14 protein-coding genes are annotated in these 16,142 nt (G+C 39.9%); 7 read left to right on the top strand and 7 right to left on the bottom strand.

Annotated elements, in window-relative coordinates; genetic code table 11:
• Nucleotides 1–223: 223 nt before the first annotated feature.
• Together clpA and clpS are read right to left on the bottom strand one after the other, a co-directional pair.
• Nucleotides 224–2,485 carry an ATP-dependent Clp protease ATP-binding subunit ClpA gene (gene clpA / locus CWC14_RS17135; protein WP_138564098.1) on the bottom strand — a complete coding sequence of 754 codons (2,262 nt, stop codon included), beginning with the start codon at nucleotides 2,483–2,485 and terminating at the stop codon, nucleotides 224–226.
• Nucleotides 2,486–2,553: 68 nt separating this feature from the next.
• On the bottom strand, nucleotides 2,554–2,862 hold the full coding sequence (clpS, locus tag CWC14_RS17130) for an ATP-dependent Clp protease adapter ClpS (RefSeq protein ID WP_008110102.1): 309 nt from the start codon (nucleotides 2,860–2,862) through the stop codon (nucleotides 2,554–2,556).
• Between the two features lie 209 nt (nucleotides 2,863–3,071).
• Here clpS and cspD point away from each other — a divergent pair, with 209 nt between their 5' ends.
• On the top strand, nucleotides 3,072–3,290 hold the full coding sequence (cspD, locus tag CWC14_RS17125; protein ID WP_013464751.1) for a cold shock domain-containing protein CspD: 219 nt from the start codon (nucleotides 3,072–3,074) through the stop codon (nucleotides 3,288–3,290).
• Between the two features lie 453 nt (nucleotides 3,291–3,743).
• Nucleotides 3,744–5,966 carry an NADP-dependent isocitrate dehydrogenase gene (locus tag CWC14_RS17120; protein ID WP_138564096.1) on the top strand — a complete coding sequence of 741 codons (2,223 nt, stop codon included), beginning with the start codon at nucleotides 3,744–3,746 and terminating at the stop codon, nucleotides 5,964–5,966.
• 157 nt (nucleotides 5,967–6,123) lie between these two features.
• On the opposite strand, the gene CWC14_RS17115 is transcribed toward CWC14_RS17120, so the two are convergent.
• From CWC14_RS17115 to CWC14_RS17105, 3 genes are all read right to left on the bottom strand, one after another.
• The gene (locus CWC14_RS17115; protein WP_013464749.1) at nucleotides 6,124–7,365 is read right to left on the bottom strand and encodes an amidohydrolase family protein; all 1,242 of its coding nucleotides are present in this window, start codon (nucleotides 7,363–7,365) and stop codon (nucleotides 6,124–6,126) included.
• 12 nt (nucleotides 7,366–7,377) lie between these two features.
• Nucleotides 7,378–8,760, bottom strand: coding sequence for an amidohydrolase (locus CWC14_RS17110; RefSeq protein WP_138564094.1), 1,383 nt, complete (start codon nucleotides 8,758–8,760; stop codon nucleotides 7,378–7,380).
• Nucleotides 8,761–8,860: 100 nt separating this feature from the next.
• Complete coding sequence (locus tag CWC14_RS17105; RefSeq protein WP_138564092.1) at nucleotides 8,861–9,646, bottom strand: hypothetical protein; 786 nt, start codon at nucleotides 9,644–9,646, stop codon at nucleotides 8,861–8,863.
• Between the two features lie 443 nt (nucleotides 9,647–10,089).
• Here CWC14_RS17105 and CWC14_RS17100 point away from each other — a divergent pair, with 443 nt between their 5' ends.
• Complete coding sequence (locus tag CWC14_RS17100; RefSeq protein WP_138564090.1) at nucleotides 10,090–10,452, top strand: DUF3718 domain-containing protein; 363 nt, start codon at nucleotides 10,090–10,092, stop codon at nucleotides 10,450–10,452.
• Between the two features lie 97 nt (nucleotides 10,453–10,549).
• On the opposite strand, the gene CWC14_RS17095 is transcribed toward CWC14_RS17100, so the two are convergent.
• Nucleotides 10,550–11,242 carry a DUF445 domain-containing protein gene (locus CWC14_RS17095; RefSeq protein ID WP_138564088.1) on the bottom strand — a complete coding sequence of 231 codons (693 nt, stop codon included), beginning with the start codon at nucleotides 11,240–11,242 and terminating at the stop codon, nucleotides 10,550–10,552.
• A 122-nt stretch (nucleotides 11,243–11,364) separates the two neighbouring features.
• Here CWC14_RS17095 and CWC14_RS17090 point away from each other — a divergent pair, with 122 nt between their 5' ends.
• Both CWC14_RS17090 and CWC14_RS17085 read left to right on the top strand, forming a co-directional pair.
• A complete protein-coding gene (locus CWC14_RS17090) occupies nucleotides 11,365–12,234 on the top strand; it encodes a fructosamine kinase family protein (RefSeq protein ID WP_138564086.1) in 870 nt (289 codons plus the stop codon).
• Between the two features lie 213 nt (nucleotides 12,235–12,447).
• Nucleotides 12,448–12,651, top strand: coding sequence for a CPXCG motif-containing cysteine-rich protein (locus CWC14_RS17085; protein ID WP_008464077.1), 204 nt, complete (start codon nucleotides 12,448–12,450; stop codon nucleotides 12,649–12,651).
• Here the strand turns inward: CWC14_RS17085 and CWC14_RS17080 are convergent.
• Nucleotides 12,648–13,274 carry a riboflavin synthase gene (locus CWC14_RS17080; RefSeq protein ID WP_028835882.1) on the bottom strand — a complete coding sequence of 209 codons (627 nt, stop codon included), beginning with the start codon at nucleotides 13,272–13,274 and terminating at the stop codon, nucleotides 12,648–12,650. The genes CWC14_RS17085 and CWC14_RS17080 overlap by 4 nt on opposite strands.
• A 192-nt stretch (nucleotides 13,275–13,466) precedes the next feature.
• Here CWC14_RS17080 and CWC14_RS17075 point away from each other — a divergent pair, with 192 nt between their 5' ends.
• Entirely contained in the window at nucleotides 13,467–14,822 is a 1,356-nt protein-coding gene (locus CWC14_RS17075; protein ID WP_138564084.1) for an MATE family efflux transporter, read from the top strand.
• On the top strand, nucleotides 14,800–15,849 hold the full coding sequence (locus CWC14_RS17070) for a DUF3080 family protein (RefSeq protein ID WP_138564082.1): 1,050 nt from the start codon (nucleotides 14,800–14,802) through the stop codon (nucleotides 15,847–15,849). The genes CWC14_RS17075 and CWC14_RS17070 overlap by 23 nt, the downstream gene beginning before the upstream one ends.
• The last annotated feature ends 293 nt before the right edge of the window (nucleotides 15,850–16,142 follow it).

The following is a 16,142-nucleotide window of genomic DNA, read 5'->3' as shown; positions in this document are numbered from 1 at the left end:
GCTGCGTTATCGCCTATTTATGGGGAATAACCACACCACATAGGCTCTGCCTTGCCTAAATACCAAACAGACTGCTGCAAATTTAACCTTGAAAGGTCAACAGACCCTAGTAGCCAGTAATTACATTTAACAAACAAAAAACCCAGCCTTTGCTGGGTTTTTTGTTGCCTATTTCTTTGGCAAATAAAAAGCCTGCGCAAAGCAGGCTTTTGTATAACGACCATTAGGCTGGGGTTAAATCACTTTCGTAATCAAAACGCAGCTTTTTATCTTTAACCGATACTTTTACTGTACCGCCAGTGATTAGCTCGCCAAACAGTATTTCGTTTGCCAATTGCTTTTTAAGGTCTTCCTGAATAACACGTGCCATAGGGCGTGCGCCCATTGCTTTGTCATAGCCTTTGTCAGCCAACCATTCACGTGCTTTAGACGTCAGCTCAAGATTAACTGATTTCTTGTCTAGTTGCGCTTGAAGCTCCACAACGAACTTATCAACCACTTGTAAAATAACTTCTTTATCGAGGTGATTAAACCAAATAATGTTATCTAAGCGGTTTCTAAATTCTGGTGAAAATACTTTATTAATTTCACCCATTGCATCGTGCGTATGGTCTTGCTCACTAAAGCCAATCGACTTACGTGTGGTTTCTTGCACGCCGGCATTAGTGGTCATCACGACTACGACGTTTCTAAAGTCGGCTTTACGACCATTATTATCAGTTAGCGTACCGTGATCCATAACTTGCAATAAAATGTTGTAGATATCTGGATGGGCTTTTTCAATCTCATCCAAAAGTACAACAGCGTGTGGATTTTTAATGACCGCTTCTGTTAGTAAGCCGCCTTGTTCAAAACCAACATAACCCGGAGGCGCACCAATTAAACGGCTCACCGCATGGCGCTCAACATATTCAGACATATCAAAACGAATAAACTCAACGCCCATACATTTAGCTAATTGCTTGGTAACCTCAGTTTTACCGACCCCCGTTGGGCCTGCAAATAAGAACGAACCAACCGGTTTGTTCTCATTCGCTAAACCTGAACGCGACAAACGAATGGCAGAAGTTAATGCATCAATAGACTGATCTTGCCCAAACACTAACATTTTTAAGTTACGGTCTAAGTTTTTCAGCGTTTCTTTATCAGACGATGATACATTTTGTGGCGGGATACGCGCCATTTTTGACACAATCAGCTCGATATCAGAAACACCAATCGTTTTTTTACGTTTAGAGGTAGGTAACAAGCGTTGGCTTGCACCCGCTTCATCAATAACATCAATCGCTTTATCAGGCAGATGACGTTCGTTAATGTACTTAGCGCTAAGCTCGGCTGCCGCCTTCAACGCTTTTTGCGTGTAACGAATACCATGGTGTGCTTCATAACGCTCTTTTAAGCCGTTAAGAATTTTAGTGGTGTCTTCCACACTGGGCTCAAGCACATCAATTTTTTGAAAGCGACGTACCAAGGCACGGTCTTTCTCAAAAATGTTTTTGTACTCACCATAGGTGGTAGAACCCATACAACGCAATTGTCCACTAGAAAGTAGCGGTTTAATTAAGTTTGAGGCATCCATTACCCCACCCGATGCAGCACCTGCACCGATAATGGTATGAATTTCATCTATAAATAAAATAGAGCCTGGTTTAGCTTGCAGCTCTTTTAATAAGCTTTTAAAGCGCTTCTCAAAATCGCCTCGGTATTTAGTACCTGCAAGCAAAGCGCCCATATCTAATGAGTAAACAACCGCATCAGCAATAACTTCAGGCACTTGTTCGTTAACAATTCGATACGCTAAACCCTCAGCGATGGCTGTTTTACCCACGCCAGCTTCACCAACCAGTAATGGGTTGTTCTTTTTACGACGACACAACACCTGTACGGTGCGCTCTACTTCGCTGTCGCGACCAACTAGAGGGTCAATGTTGCCCTCTTTGGCTTGTATGTTGAGATTAGTGGTGAAGCTGTCGAGCTTACTCGCTTCTTCACTGGCAACTTCTTGCACTTCTTCATGTATATCGTCAGTGTCATCGCCTAATTCGTCGTCACCTTTGGCAATCCCATGAGAAATAAAATTAACAATATCAAGGCGAGAAATATCATTCTTTTTAAGCAAATAAACTGCTTGGCTTTCTTGCTCAGAAAAAATAGCCACCAGCACATTTACACCAGTCACTTCATTTTTTCCCGAAGATTGCACATGAAATACCGCGCGCTGTAATACACGCTGAAAACCAAGCGTTGGTTGAGTTTCGCGTTCTTCTTCTAAATCAGGAATAACCGGTGTGGTTTCATCAATAAATTCAAGTAACTCTGTTTTTAATCCAGAAATGTCAACACCACACGCATTAAGCGCTTCTCCAGCTGATGGATTATCGAGTAGAGCTAATAAAAGATGCTCTACGGTCATAAACTCATGACGACGTGTACGCGCTTCACGAAACGCGGTGTTCAAAGTTAGTTCTAAGTCTTTATTTAGCATTGGCAACCCCTTACAGAGATAATAATTTTATACCGCACTTCAAAGATGAAAGTTCACCTTTGTGGTATTTATTCCTGCTCACAACTACATAGCAGTGGATGCTCGTTATCCCTTGAGTAGCGGTTAACTTGCTCAGCCTTGGTATGTGCTACATCGGCGCTGTAAACACCACAAATGCCCTTACCTTGCTGATGTATTTGCAGCATCACATCAGTTGCTCTATCGCTATCCATATTAAAAAACGTCATCAAGATCTCAATTACAAAATCCATCGGCGTGTAATCATCGTTGTTTAACACAACTTTATATTTTCGCGGTGGCTGCAACTTTTGCTTTTCACTATCGCGAACGGTGTCGATAACACCAGAATCTTTCATACCACTCATAATTAAATATAGTCTTGTCTTTGTAACTCAAGCAAACTTGAATAAAAAAATAAATAAAATGTTAAAAAATAACCCAAAACACTTGACTGGTTGCTTAAATAAACTACAGTCAAATGGTGATTGATTAAACCTTAGTCAGTCTAGCAAACAATACAGTTTAGGATAACTAAATTAGTCAACTTATAGAAGGATGTAGAAGTATGGCTTGTGGTAAAGTCAAATGGTTCAACAACGCCAAAGGTTTTGGTTTCATCGTAGAAGACGGTTGCGAGAACGACATTTTTGCTCATTACTCCACTATTGTAATGGACGGATACAAGACGCTTAAAGCTGGTCAAGATGTTACCTTCGAATTACAACAAGGCCCTAAAGGTCTACACGCTACTAATATAGCCCCTAACGGCGATATTTTAGAGTGATTGTAAATATGAGACTAAAGCGAGCGACCTATTTAGATCCTCGCTTAATTCCCTAAAACCCCTAACCACTTCCATATTAATTGCTTCATTGTTCGATAATTCAACCCCACTCCTTGATTTTATTTTATCTACCCCAATAATTTCACTATTAGATGTTTAACTGCTGGCGTTTGGCGCGTAATCCTAGCCCTTTTTAGCCAAGCTTGTTACACTCTTTATCCTGTAAAACGTAATTACTTTAGCCTAATGGCTAGTTTAGATTTACATAAATTTTAGTTATAAAAGACACTAGTCCGTCAGGTGTGATTATTCTTACCTTGTTTAGGTTATACGAGTACCAACACCTAACAGACTACTCATTGCATACATTAATACTTTATTTATAAGGTATTAGGCGATGATTTCTTTGCATTGTTGAATTTGGCCAATGCGGCCTACTATCTAGGAATGATGATGACATCAAAAATTATCTATACAAAAACGGACGAAGCTCCGGCATTAGCAACGTATTCGTTGTTACCAATTATCCAAGCGTACACAAATGCGGCAGGTGTTGAAGTTGAAACACGCGACATCTCACTCGCTGGTCGTGTTATTGCGAGCTTCCCGGATTACCTAACAGAAGAACAACGCATTGGTGATGCACTTGCAGAACTTGGCGAAATGGCGAAAACACCAGAAGCTAATATCATTAAATTACCGAACATCAGTGCCTCAGTTCCACAACTTCGCGCTGTAATTAAAGAGCTTCAAGAAAAAGGTTATGCACTTCCAGAATACCCTGTAGAACCTAAAAACGATGAAGAAAAAGCGATTCAAGCCGCCTATGACAAAATTAAAGGCAGTGCAGTAAACCCTGTACTTCGTGAAGGTAACTCTGACCGTCGCGCACCAAGTTCAGTAAAAGAATATGCACGTAATAACCCACATTCTATGGGTGCATGGAGCAAAGATTCACAGTCTTATGTTGCAAGCATGAAAGAAGGTGACTTCTTTGGTTCAGAGCAGTCACTAACTGTTGATGAAGCAACGGATGTTCGTATTGAACACGTAGCGGCTAATGGCGATATCACTGTACTTAAGCAAAGCACACAGCTACTTGCTGGTGAAGTAATTGATGCATCACGTATTAGTGCTGCAAAATTACAAGCATTCCTTGAAGCTGAAATTAATGCAGCTAAAGAAAAAGGCGTGTTATTTTCGCTTCATATGAAAGCGACCATGATGAAAGTATCTGATCCGATCATCTTTGGTCACGCTGTAAAAGTATTTTACAAAGACGTTTTTGCAAAACACGGTGCACTTTTTGAAGAGCTAGGTGTTGATGTAAATAACGGTTTAGGCGATGTGTACTCTAAAATTCAAACTTTAGATGACGCTAAGCGCGAAGAAATTGAAGCTGACATTCAAGCTGTTTACGCTGACCGCCCTGCTATCGCAATGGTTGATTCTCATCGCGGTATTACAAACTTACACGTACCAAGTGATGTGATCATCGATGCCTCTATGCCTGCTGCAATTCGTTCAAGCGGTCAAATGTGGAATAAAGACGATAAATTACAAGACACAAGCTTTGTAATTCCAGATCGTTGTTACTCTGGCGTTTACCAAGCAACAATTGATTTTTGTAAAGAGCACGGTGCATTTGATCCTACGACTATGGGTAGCGTACCAAACGTTGGCCTTATGGCTCAAAAAGCAGAAGAGTACGGCTCACACGATAAAACATTTGAAGCAAAAGCTGACGGTACTATCCGTGTTGTAGACACAAACGGTAATACGTTACTTGAGCACAGTGTTGAGAAAGGCGATATCTGGCGCATGTGTCAGGTTAAGGATGCACCTATTCAAGATTGGGTTAAACTTGCAGTAAACCGCGCTCGCGCAACAGGTAATCCGGCTATTTTCTGGTTAGATGCAGAACGTGCACACGATGCTGAGCTAATCAAAAAAGTAAATAAATACCTGCCAGATCACGACACTGCTGGCCTAGATATTCAAATTTTATCGCCAATGGATGCAACCTTGTTCTCACTAGCACGCATCAAAGAAGGTAAAGACACAATTTCTGTAACAGGTAACGTGTTACGTGATTACTTAACAGATTTATTCCCAATTTTAGAGTTGGGTACCAGTGCTAAAATGCTTTCAATTGTGCCACTAATGAATGGCGGTGGTTTATTTGAAACTGGTGCGGGTGGCTCTGCTCCTAAGCACGTTCAACAATTTGAGAAAGAAAACCACTTACGTTGGGATTCTTTAGGTGAATTCTTAGCACTTGCTGCTTCACTTGAGCACCTAAGCACAACAACAGGTAACAAAAAAGCACAAGTACTTGCAGATACGCTTGATAAAGCTACCGGCACATTCTTAGCTGAAAACAAGTCGCCTTCACGTAAAGTAAAAGAGATTGATAACCGTGGTTCTCATTTCTTCTTATCTTTATTCTGGGCACAAGAACTTGCTAAGCAAAATGATGACAGCGAGCTTAAAGCGCAGTTTACGCAAATTGCTAGCGACCTTGAAACTAACAAAGAGCAAATTGTTAGCGAGCTAAACGATGCACAGGGCCCAGCAATGGACATTGGCGGATACTTCCAGCCAAATGACGATGCAGCTTTTAAAGCAATGCGCCCAAGCACAACATTTAACGAGATTTTAACTAAACTGGTATAAATCCATTAAATGAATGAAAAGGCGCTCCAAAGAGCGCCTTTTTTTGTGCCTAATACCAATTCGCTTATTTAAGTGGTTTACTTTGCGGATTGGTATAAGTAAAAGGCATTCGTAAAAAAGGCCGCTAATGCGGCCTTTAATATTCAACTAAACAAGTTTATTTAGTGTATGCACGTGGCATGTTTGATTCTGTTGTATAGCGCTCACGCAGTTTATCTTGGCGAGATTCAGTACTTACCTCAACCCCATTAATAAACATTTTATTTACGTGGCTGCTCAGCTCAAACGGGTCGTTACTCCACATTACAACATCAGCGGCTTTACCCACTTCTAAGCTACCCGCATTAATACCAAATACATCAGCCACATTTGAAGTCATCGCTTTTAATGCGCCTTGCTGGCTCATACCATAAGACACTGCATTACCGGCATCATAGCGGAGCTGGTAAACATTATGACTGGCATCGCCACCCACAGTTAAAAGTACTTTAACACCTGCTTTTTCTAGTATGCCGGCATTATTTAGGCTTGCATGTAATGAATCAAAACTGCCTGGTAAGTTATCCATTGCACTGATGATCACAGGAATACCCGCTTTTGCGATACGATCTTTAACTACAACGGCATCTTGCGCACCATTAAGAACAATATTTACCCCAAACTGCTGTTTCACTTTTATAAGTTCAACAATATCCGATGCACGCGACACACTAATTAGTAATGGCATATCGCCTTTTAGTACTTTAGCCATTATTTTATCTTCAGCACTTGGCTTAGCATCGTCTTTTTTAGCTTCTTTGCTTGCTTTAGTTTGGTGCTCATCTAACTTATTGATCAGTGTTTGCAATGTAAATGCACGAGAGCCTTTGCTTCGCTCACCCAAATGAACCACTAATGCCGCTTGCTTTTTGTTTACGCTTTCAAAGCTGCCGCTTAAATCCACCACACTGGCAAGGCCTGCAAATATGCTGTCACCGCCGTACGGGGTGATCAAATCGCGAGTAACACCGCCTTTACGTGCATAAGGGATTAGGCTTGAACGAGGGTTAAATGCCAAGCTTGCATCAAAATCAATACCTGCTTTTTCTTCTCCCGCATCGCGAGAGCCCGCAACCGCACCTACTTCAACTAAACCAAGTTGATTTACAGTGGCAATAAAACCAGGGGTCACGATTTGACCTTTGGCATCAATAATTTTATCTGCTTTAACATCGCTAGGATTAATTGCAGTGATTTTGCCATCATTCATTACGATGCTGGCAGACTCTAATACGCCTTGATCTGAGGATGTATGCAGTGTTGCGTTAATTATAGCAAGAGATTGAGCGCTCACCGCACCCGATGCTAGTAACCCTGCAGCAACCAGAGAAAGCGAAAACGAACGTGATAATTTTTTCATTCTGGGTGCTCCTTATTGTTGACCTAACATAAAATCACTTTGTGCTTGGTATGCACTATCGTTTCTATCGTAAACTTTTGCGCCATCAACAAACACTTGCTCAGCTTTTGCGTAAACGCTAAATGGGCTTTGATTCCAAATAACCACATCAGCTTGTTTACCCGCTTCAAGTGAGCCTGTTTTATCTTCAATGCCGAGTGATTTAGCGGCATTAGCCGTGATCCACTTAATTGCATGCTGCTCAGAAATATCAAACCCATTTTGGTTTGCACTGTACATTACTTTAGCGGCTTCTTGGTTTAAGCGTTGAATCGTCGTGTCTGAGTCTGAGTGCACAACGGCACATGAGTTTTTAACTGCATCAACAATCGCTACGTTCTCTTGTACCATATCGTAGGCTTCCATTTTAAAGCCCCACCAGTCTGGCCAAAGTGCTGCACACGAGCCATTTTCAGCCAGTAAATCTGCGATTTTATAAGCTTCAATACCGTGATGGAATGTACCCGCATGGTAATTAAACTCTTTAGAAAGGTCGATCATCATCGCCATTTCTTCAGCTTTATAACAGTGATTGTGAATACGAACCTCACCTTCTAAAACACCGCGAAGAGTATCGTATTTAATATCGCGGTGTGGAGCTTCTGGGTTTTTACCCGCAGCGTAATCAGCATCGTATTTGTCCCAAGCACGTTTGTACTCTTGCGCACCAATCCAAGCTGTGCGATAGCCTGCCATATTACCCATACGTGTCATCGGTAATTCACCTTTACGGCCATAAACGCGTTTAGGGTTTTCACCACACGCCATTTTTAAACCGTATGGTGCATCAGGAAACTTCATCCCTTGCATGGTGTGAGCCGGTACATTTTTAAGGGTAACGCCACGTCCACCAAATAAATTAGCTGAACCTGGTAAAATTTGTAACGAGGTAATACCGCCTTCACGTGCGCGATTAAAGCCTGGATCTTGTGGCCAAATTGAATGCTCAACCCATACTTCTGCTGTATTTGGGCTAGTCATTTCGTTGCCATCTTGGTGAGACTCAACCGATGGATTTGGATAAGCACCTAAATGAGAGTGAACATCAATAATACCTGGTGTTACCCATTTGCCTTGCGCATCGATAGTGGTGTCTGCGTTAGCGGTTAAATCTTTACCTACTTGCTGTACTTTACCATCAACAAGTAATACATCGGCTTCATCTAAACGCTCACCCGTGCCAGTTAATACAGTGGCATTGGTAATTAATGTGCTTGATGTAGCAACGGGTTGATAAGTACTTGGGTATGGGTTTTTATTAATGGTTACTTTTGCATCTTGCGGGCCGCTTTCTTGGCAACCAACAAGAGCCGCTGCTAAACCAACAGCTAACAATGAGGGAGCAAATTTTTGCATGTTTTTAGGTTCTCCTGTTTTTTTACTACTTTAGCGAAAGCAAACGCATAAAGCTAAAAAAACAGGTGAAAAGGCGGTTATTTAAGGTGAGTTTCTGTAATTATTTTTTTATATAATTGTTATAAAGCTTATCCAGTGCCCCTTCAGTGGTGAGCGATGGATCTTTACTAATAAAGTGTTTAACCGTTCGGGTTACAAAATCCGAATTTTGCTTATGTAATTTTGAAAAATCTTTAATTAATGTATTACCATCTTTTGCGGCGGTGACTTTATCATGACGATGCCTGTATTGGCTCAATGCCTTACTAAAATCGCCTTGATAATCCTCGACTAAAATTTTATAAAAATCACTTTTTTGTACTTTTAATACAGTAATGCAATAGTTAAGCGCTTCTTTAAAGTCGGTAAATACGGTGCCTTCTACATCAAACTCTTTGGTTTTTTCGCGCACCGTAACGCGCGCTTCTTCAGTGGCATAACTAAACCCTGTAAAGGCGAGTCGCTCAGCCGCTTCTTTACCGAGTTTCATGCCCGCTTGAATGCTGTGCGCAAATTCATCGCTCATGTCGCCAAGCTCGCTTTCTTCCCACATGTTGTACACACGTAAGGGCTTGGCGTATTTATTTGAGAGTTTCTTTTTAAGCTTACTAAAACGCTCATCAATGGTCATTAAGCGTTCATTATGAAGTAATGCATGGCATTCATAACAAGCCGCAATAGCAACAAAATCTGCTTCTTCGCCTAAATCAATAATACTTTGTAACATGTGCAATGGTGGGCAATGATCGCGCTCTGTTGCCTCACAACCGCAATAAAAACATTGGTTAAAATGCTGTTGCTCACACGCATAAGCTTGCTGGTAGTAACTGGCTAACGTTTTATTCACAATTGCGCTCCAAAAATATAAAATGCCACAAATTTAGGGCGCGATAATAACAGTCTGAAAAAATATTTCAGTATGAAAACGCTAAAGTGTGTCAAAAATAAATTACTTAACCTGAACTTTGGTTAAGAGATTTGCTAACATATTGAATTATATCAATAATTTAGTTCGTTTTCTCCAGCCAGAAATTTACAGTGAAAACAAGGCGAATTTTCGCGTCAATAGCGGGCCTATTGCAAGTAAATTCAACGCAGTTAGCGCTGAAAATAGCTGCTTGAGATAGATTTATTATCCATAGTTCAGGTTACTTATGAACAACTTTTCATACACCTACAAAATTGCATAATTTATATACACATCTTCTTACAGCTTGCCTCATTCAGTTAACAACATTCTGGCTACATTAAACAATACTTAAGTTGCACATAAACAAAGAGGAAAATACTATGATTTCTTTCAAAGCAACTCTATATTCAACTGTATTATTGGGCGCAGCAACATTAACAGCACCTGTAATGGCAACCACTTTTGTTGCCGCTGATTCATCACCCGGTACACAAGTTTGCATGGCCGTTGCTTCTAACAAACAACTGACACTGCACAGAACGATTAAAGAGCTCCATACCAACAAGCATGTAATTAGCAAAAAATTACGCTGCAATGAGTTATCAATGAATGATTTTGTAGCGCTTTATGATTTAGACAAATCTGCACGCTTTTTCAATATTGAGGCTACCACCAGCACATCAATAAGGGATTTGGCAAAGGTAAATAAACTGATGGTGGTTATTATGGCGGGATCTAAATAACCTAAATTATGACTAGGAAATCGGTTTTAATACGTTCAATTTACGCGAATCAAACACGTTAAGCAGGGCTTAGTACCTGCTTAACGTGTATTTATTATTAAATAAGCGCTGCCAACAAACCAAACAAGCCACCAAATACCCCACCCCATACAACGAGCCAACCTAAATGCTCACGGATCATGGTTTGAATAATTTCTTTTACCATTTTAGGGGTGAGTTCATCTAGGCGTTCATCCACTAATTTAAGTACCGTATTATGTAAGCTTTCCGCGTTATTTCCTTGAGTAAGCATGTCGCTTACTAGCACTTTAAAATCGTCGGTGTCGCTTATTTGTACCAGTGATAATTGCATTTTTTCGATAAATTTTTCTCGCATTGGCTCTACCGCCTCTGTACCGCCAAACATTGCCAGCATGCTGCCAAATTGTGATTGCTCTATCACCAATAACAAATTATCGAAAGCGGGATTTAAATCTACCTTTTCAATTACCGATTCAAAGTCTATCGTTGGCTGCGCCTTGCTTAAAAGCTTGTCTATTTTATGCTCAGAAAAGAACTCCGTAAGTATTAAATTTCTTATAGCTACTTTAAAGCTTTTAAACTTGAGCGCAATCACCCCCGATCCATATAAAAACGGGACTTTTTCAAATAGCATATGAATAGCGAGTAAGTTTGTAACCGCACCAGAGAGTGCAAATAAGCCCACCGAAAGTACAATGGCTTGATCAAATACAAAACCAATAACAACACAACACGCTGCCAATAAGTTAGTGATAAAACTTTTATTCATTTTTATTCCATTTCAGTGATTTGTATCAGAAATTGATAGTCTTAATTTTACACCGATTAATTTGTTTATTTAATCCCTTTTTGCCATAGTTTATTTATAGGTTTAAAAGGTGAGCAATTGTTATGTGGAAAACAATCAATCAACAGATCAGCCAAGCTATCCATTACGATTTTAAACACACCCATAAACGTCAGTTGCAAAACACATCAACCGATATGCTTTTCCATATAAGTGATGGCAAGCACAATTATTTAGTTAAAATTGCGCAAAAAAATGAGCTCGATCGCTTTGAAGCACAAGCACAGGGCTTAAAACAACTCACTCAAAACAGTATATTTATGGTGCCCGACTGCATTACAACTGGCGCCAATATAGAATATGCGTTTATTGTATTAGAGTGGCTTACACTTGATGACCTTCCCCACATGCATTGGTCAACGATGGGTGAACACCTTGCCATGTTACATCAAAAACACGAGCAAGCGATGTTTGGTTTTGATACAGACAATTATTTAAGCTCTACGCCTCAACCAAATCAATGGCATAAAAAATGGGATGTATTTTTTGCAGAAGAACGTATTGGTTGGCAATTACAGCTATTAGCTGAAAAAGACATTGTGCTGGCAGACCCCGAACAACTGATAAATTTAGTAAAAGAGCAACTGCATAATCATCATGTTTTGCCCTCGTTATTACATGGCGACTTTTGGCGCGGAAACATGGGATTTGTAAATAATATTCCGACCCTATTTGACCCTGCCTGCTATTACGGTGATCGGGAGGTCGATATAGCTATGAGTGAACTTTTTGCCCCATTACCCGATGAATTTTATAACGCCTATGATCACCATTATCCACTCTCTCAGAACTACCAACATCGCAAGCTTATTTATCAGCTTTACCCTATTTTAAACCATGCCAATATTTATGCAGGCCATTACTTAAATCAGGCTAAAGAACACGTTGAAAAACTACTAAACTTAAATAAATGAGTAAACAAAATATAAGCACTATACTTATACTTGAACTCTAAAAAATAAATCTATTCGAGCGTTATTTTTAACGCTAATTGCATTAAATTTACTTGTAATAAGTCACTGTTGATAGCTCAATATGAGTAAATCATTTAGTTAGAGTTCAAGCTACTTAGTATTAAGCCGTTATGTGCTATCTAGGTAAAATAACTTAATTTTTAAGGAGGTGTTATGAAAGACTTTTTATCACAACGTATCGCCTGCCCACATTGTGGACACCATATTCATTTAGACCTTGATGCCAGTATGGGCGACCAAGACTACTATGAAGAATGCAGTGCTTGCTGTAATCTAATTCATTTAAATATGCATATAGACTATGCACGTAATAAGTTAGAGTTACACGTGGACAGCGATGACGAACAAATATTTTAGCTATGTTGGCGCATGTAGTTTTCGACGGTGTTTATAATAGTGTATGTTTGCTGATCAACTTCTATATTAAATTCATCACCTACAACAGCTGCACCTAAATTAGTAATATCGAGTGTTTCTGGTATTAAGTGTAACCAAAAGCCATGCTCATCAATATTACCAACCGTTAAACTGGCGCCATTAATAGATACAAACCCTTTGTATAACACATATTTTTGCCATTTTTTTGGAAGGCTAAGCTGCATTTTGTAGTTATTTTCTAGTTTAACTATTTGCACTATTTTGGCAGTACAATGAATATGGCCAGAGACTATGTGCCCACCCAGCTCAGTACCAAACGACACAGAACGCTCGTAATTGACTAAACTACCCAATTCCAGTTGTCCAAGGTTAGTAAGCTGCAAAGTTTCGTCAATAACATCAAAATGCACTTGAGCCACTACATCTTGATTACTAAGCTCTACTTTAACTACCGTTAAGCAGCAACCATTTATAGCGATGCTAGCACCTAAGTCTAAATGCTTTACGTATTGCTCATTAACAGAAACGACTAAACGTAATACACCCTGCGTATGGGTTCTAGAGACTACTGTTGCTTGAGTTTGAATAATACCGGTAAACATAAAAATCGCTTCTCTTTCTAACAAAGTGCTAGTTTAACGTATCAATCGCTAAAATAATTCACTTAATAGCACTTTTATTCGCAACAAAAGTAAGCTTATGCAGCAATTTAATAGATTCGCTGATTGTCTACATAGATAGAGCAATCACAATAGACTACAATGCGCCCATGTTTTTCTGAATAGCTGTTTTTTATGACTTTTTGTAGTTGGGAAGCTAAACGTTTACTTTCCCTCGCCTTTCCCGTTTTTTTAGCACAAGTGACCTTAGTATTAATGTCAGTGGTTGATACCATTATGGCCGGACAAGTGAGTCCAACCGATCTCGCTGCCCTCTCAATTGCTACAGGAATATGGAACCCAATTTTATTAGCAATACAAGGTATTTTATTAGCCCTAACGGGAGTCATTGCTCAATTTGCGGGTGCTAAAGACCGCAACGGCATTAGCCATTATTTTCAGCAAGCGCTTTATTTAACGCTCCTTTTGAGTATTGCAGGTTTTTGTGCTGCCCAGCTTGCCAACACCGTTATTTTACAGCTAGATACCACCCCGGCGATTGCAGGACTTGCTTTTGACTACATTCATTTTGTTAAATGGGGTGTATTTGGTTTTTTAATTTTTACCGTGTATAGAAATATGACCGAAGGCATGGGGATGACCAAGCCTGCATTTTATATTAGCCTACTCGGACTTGCGGTAAACATTCCACTCAATTATATTTTTATCAATGGCTTATTTGGCCTACCCGCATTTGGCGGAGCCGGTTGTGGTATTGCTACCGCACTCGTATTTACTGTAATGGCTATTGCGCAAGTTACTTATTGCCAGCTGAGTAAAAAAATAGATGCCAAAGGCTTATTAACTGGCTTTGAAAAACCCAATTTTAAAACCATTGGTATTATTACCAAACTCGGTATTCCTATTTCACTCGCTACTTTTTTTGAAGTGACCTTGTTTGCCTGTATTCCTCTGTTTATTGCGCATTTGGGTGCGGTGGCTGTGTCTGGCCATCAAATTGCAGCCAGTGTGACTGCACTGTTATTTATGATGCCTCTGAGCCTCTCAATTGCCATTAGCATACGAATTGGTAATTTATTTGGGCAAAATCATTTAGAACAATTAAAAGTAGCGGTATCGACAAGTTATATTATGGCGGCTATGGTTGCGTTGTTTATCGCTTTTATTACATTTATAGGGCGTGATGTGATCAGCCAATTATATAGCGATAGCCCAGCGGTACTTGCGCTTGCTTCATCAATTATGATTTTAGCCTGTATTTACCAACTTCCTGATGCATTACAAGTAGCTGCAAACGGTATTTTACGTGGTTTAAAACACACAGCGCCGATTTCGTATATTACTTTTATTTCTTATTGGTTAATCGGCTTTAGTTTAGGCTACGTATTAGCAAGAACAGACATGATAGTGCCAGCAATGGGCCCGCATGGTTTTTGGATAGGCATTATCGTTGGCTTATCAGTTGCAGCTATACTACTGATGCTGACCGTTCATAGGCGATTTAAACGTGAACCATTTATTCTCACTTAAACAATCAATCTATACCAAACTGCCGCTTAATTGGTTATTGGCGGCATGTTGTATGGTGCTTTTGGGCTGCTCAAAGCAGCCCAGTGAGGCAAATAAAACCTATTTGTCTCGCTTGAGTAATACTTTACAAGCGCCTGAGCCACACACAAAGCCACTGCAACAATTAGCCTTAGTAAAGCCAGTTGAAGCGTTGCAACCTGCGATTAAAATTGGCATAACTGAACTAGCTGGTATTAGCCAATGTAAACTGAACGTTTTAATAAGCGAGCATAATAATCAGTTAGGTAAAACAGCCACCGCTGCTAGTCAATTGAAGTACCAAATAGATTTTATTCAAAGCGCGCAAAACTGTTTAAACACCTTAGATAAACAAAGCAATGTTCACAGTAAAATTACAGCGGCAAAAAACCAAAAACAAACTCAACTCACTCATTATTTTAATAATGTTTTATATAGTGAACCTGAACTGAGCAGCACTTGGCAGCTAACTGGCCAAGAACTCAGCACCCAACCAGCTGGGTTTAGCGACACAGTTGAGGCGCTTAAAAAGCTAACTACCATAAAACACCAAATAGAAACGAAAAAGAGTATGGCAATAAACAGCGATGATATTTTGTCAGCGCTTGAACCGCTCAACAGATACAAATTTGACCAACAGCTTATTCAAGCTGCGCGAGAACAAATTAGCTTAAATAATACAGCAACCCAGTTTGTAAATTCATTAGTAGTAGAAGATATTTGCCCTAAAGGGAAAAATAAGCAGCAGGCTAAAATTGTCAGTAATATATTTAATAAATATTATTTAAAACAAATACAGCCTTATCAAGCACAGCTGAGCGGGTATTTAGAAACATTGCAGCCGCTTTATATGCAGCTGTGGTTTAATCAAGCAGTGAGTAGTGAAGCGGTAAACGCCCTACTTGACCCAAATTCTAACAACTTACTCTCTCAGCTAAAAGCGTCAGCAAAAGAGCATGTTATCTGGTGGCAAAAATTTTATAAAACGTGCGAAATCAGTCCAATATGAATAAAAAAACGGCAAATAAACTTAAAAACCATAAACATGCTTGATTCACCACTCATCACGCTATATATTAGCGACCGTTGTTAAGCAATTAACAATTCTTAAATACATGCAGTACGACTCTAGCTCAGTTGGGCGAGATTGAAGCGAAGCTTCGCAGCCGAACGAGTTGGAGGCAGGACGCCGACAGGATGAAGCTTCATGGACGAATTAAGTAGTATGTAGACTTATAGTACGACTGTAGCTCAGTTGGTTAGAGCACTACCTTGACATGGTAGGGGTCGGTGGTTCGAATC

It is taken from the genome of Pseudoalteromonas sp. S3260 (genome assembly GCF_005886925.1).
GTDB classification, from domain to species: Bacteria; Pseudomonadota; Gammaproteobacteria; order Enterobacterales; family Alteromonadaceae; genus Pseudoalteromonas; species Pseudoalteromonas tetraodonis.
Note: the sequence above shows the minus strand (reverse complement) of the source record. Positions and strands in the feature narration are given on the sequence as shown.

Bases quoted from the DNA above. Each gene is read 5' to 3' on its own strand.
- clpA (WP_138564098.1), bottom strand. From the start codon at position 2,485: ATGCTAAATAAAGACTTAGAACTAACTTTGAACACCGCGTTTCGTGAA.
- clpS (WP_008110102.1), bottom strand. From the start codon at position 2,862: ATGAAAGATTCTGGTGTTATCGACACCGTTCGCGATAGTGAAAAGCAA.
- cspD (WP_013464751.1), top strand. From the start codon at position 3,072: ATGGCTTGTGGTAAAGTCAAATGGTTCAACAACGCCAAAGGTTTTGGT.
- CWC14_RS17120 (WP_138564096.1), top strand. From the start codon at position 3,744: ATGACATCAAAAATTATCTATACAAAAACGGACGAAGCTCCGGCATTA.
- CWC14_RS17115 (WP_013464749.1), bottom strand. From the start codon at position 7,365: ATGAAAAAATTATCACGTTCGTTTTCGCTTTCTCTGGTTGCTGCAGGG.
- CWC14_RS17110 (WP_138564094.1), bottom strand. From the start codon at position 8,760: ATGCAAAAATTTGCTCCCTCATTGTTAGCTGTTGGTTTAGCAGCGGCT.
- CWC14_RS17100 (WP_138564090.1), top strand. From the start codon at position 10,090: ATGATTTCTTTCAAAGCAACTCTATATTCAACTGTATTATTGGGCGCA.
- CWC14_RS17095 (WP_138564088.1), bottom strand. From the start codon at position 11,242: ATGAATAAAAGTTTTATCACTAACTTATTGGCAGCGTGTTGTGTTGTT.
- CWC14_RS17090 (WP_138564086.1), top strand. From the start codon at position 11,365: ATGTGGAAAACAATCAATCAACAGATCAGCCAAGCTATCCATTACGAT.
- CWC14_RS17085 (WP_008464077.1), top strand. From the start codon at position 12,448: ATGAAAGACTTTTTATCACAACGTATCGCCTGCCCACATTGTGGACAC.
- CWC14_RS17080 (WP_028835882.1), bottom strand. From the start codon at position 13,274: ATGTTTACCGGTATTATTCAAACTCAAGCAACAGTAGTCTCTAGAACC.
- CWC14_RS17075 (WP_138564084.1), top strand. From the start codon at position 13,467: ATGACTTTTTGTAGTTGGGAAGCTAAACGTTTACTTTCCCTCGCCTTT.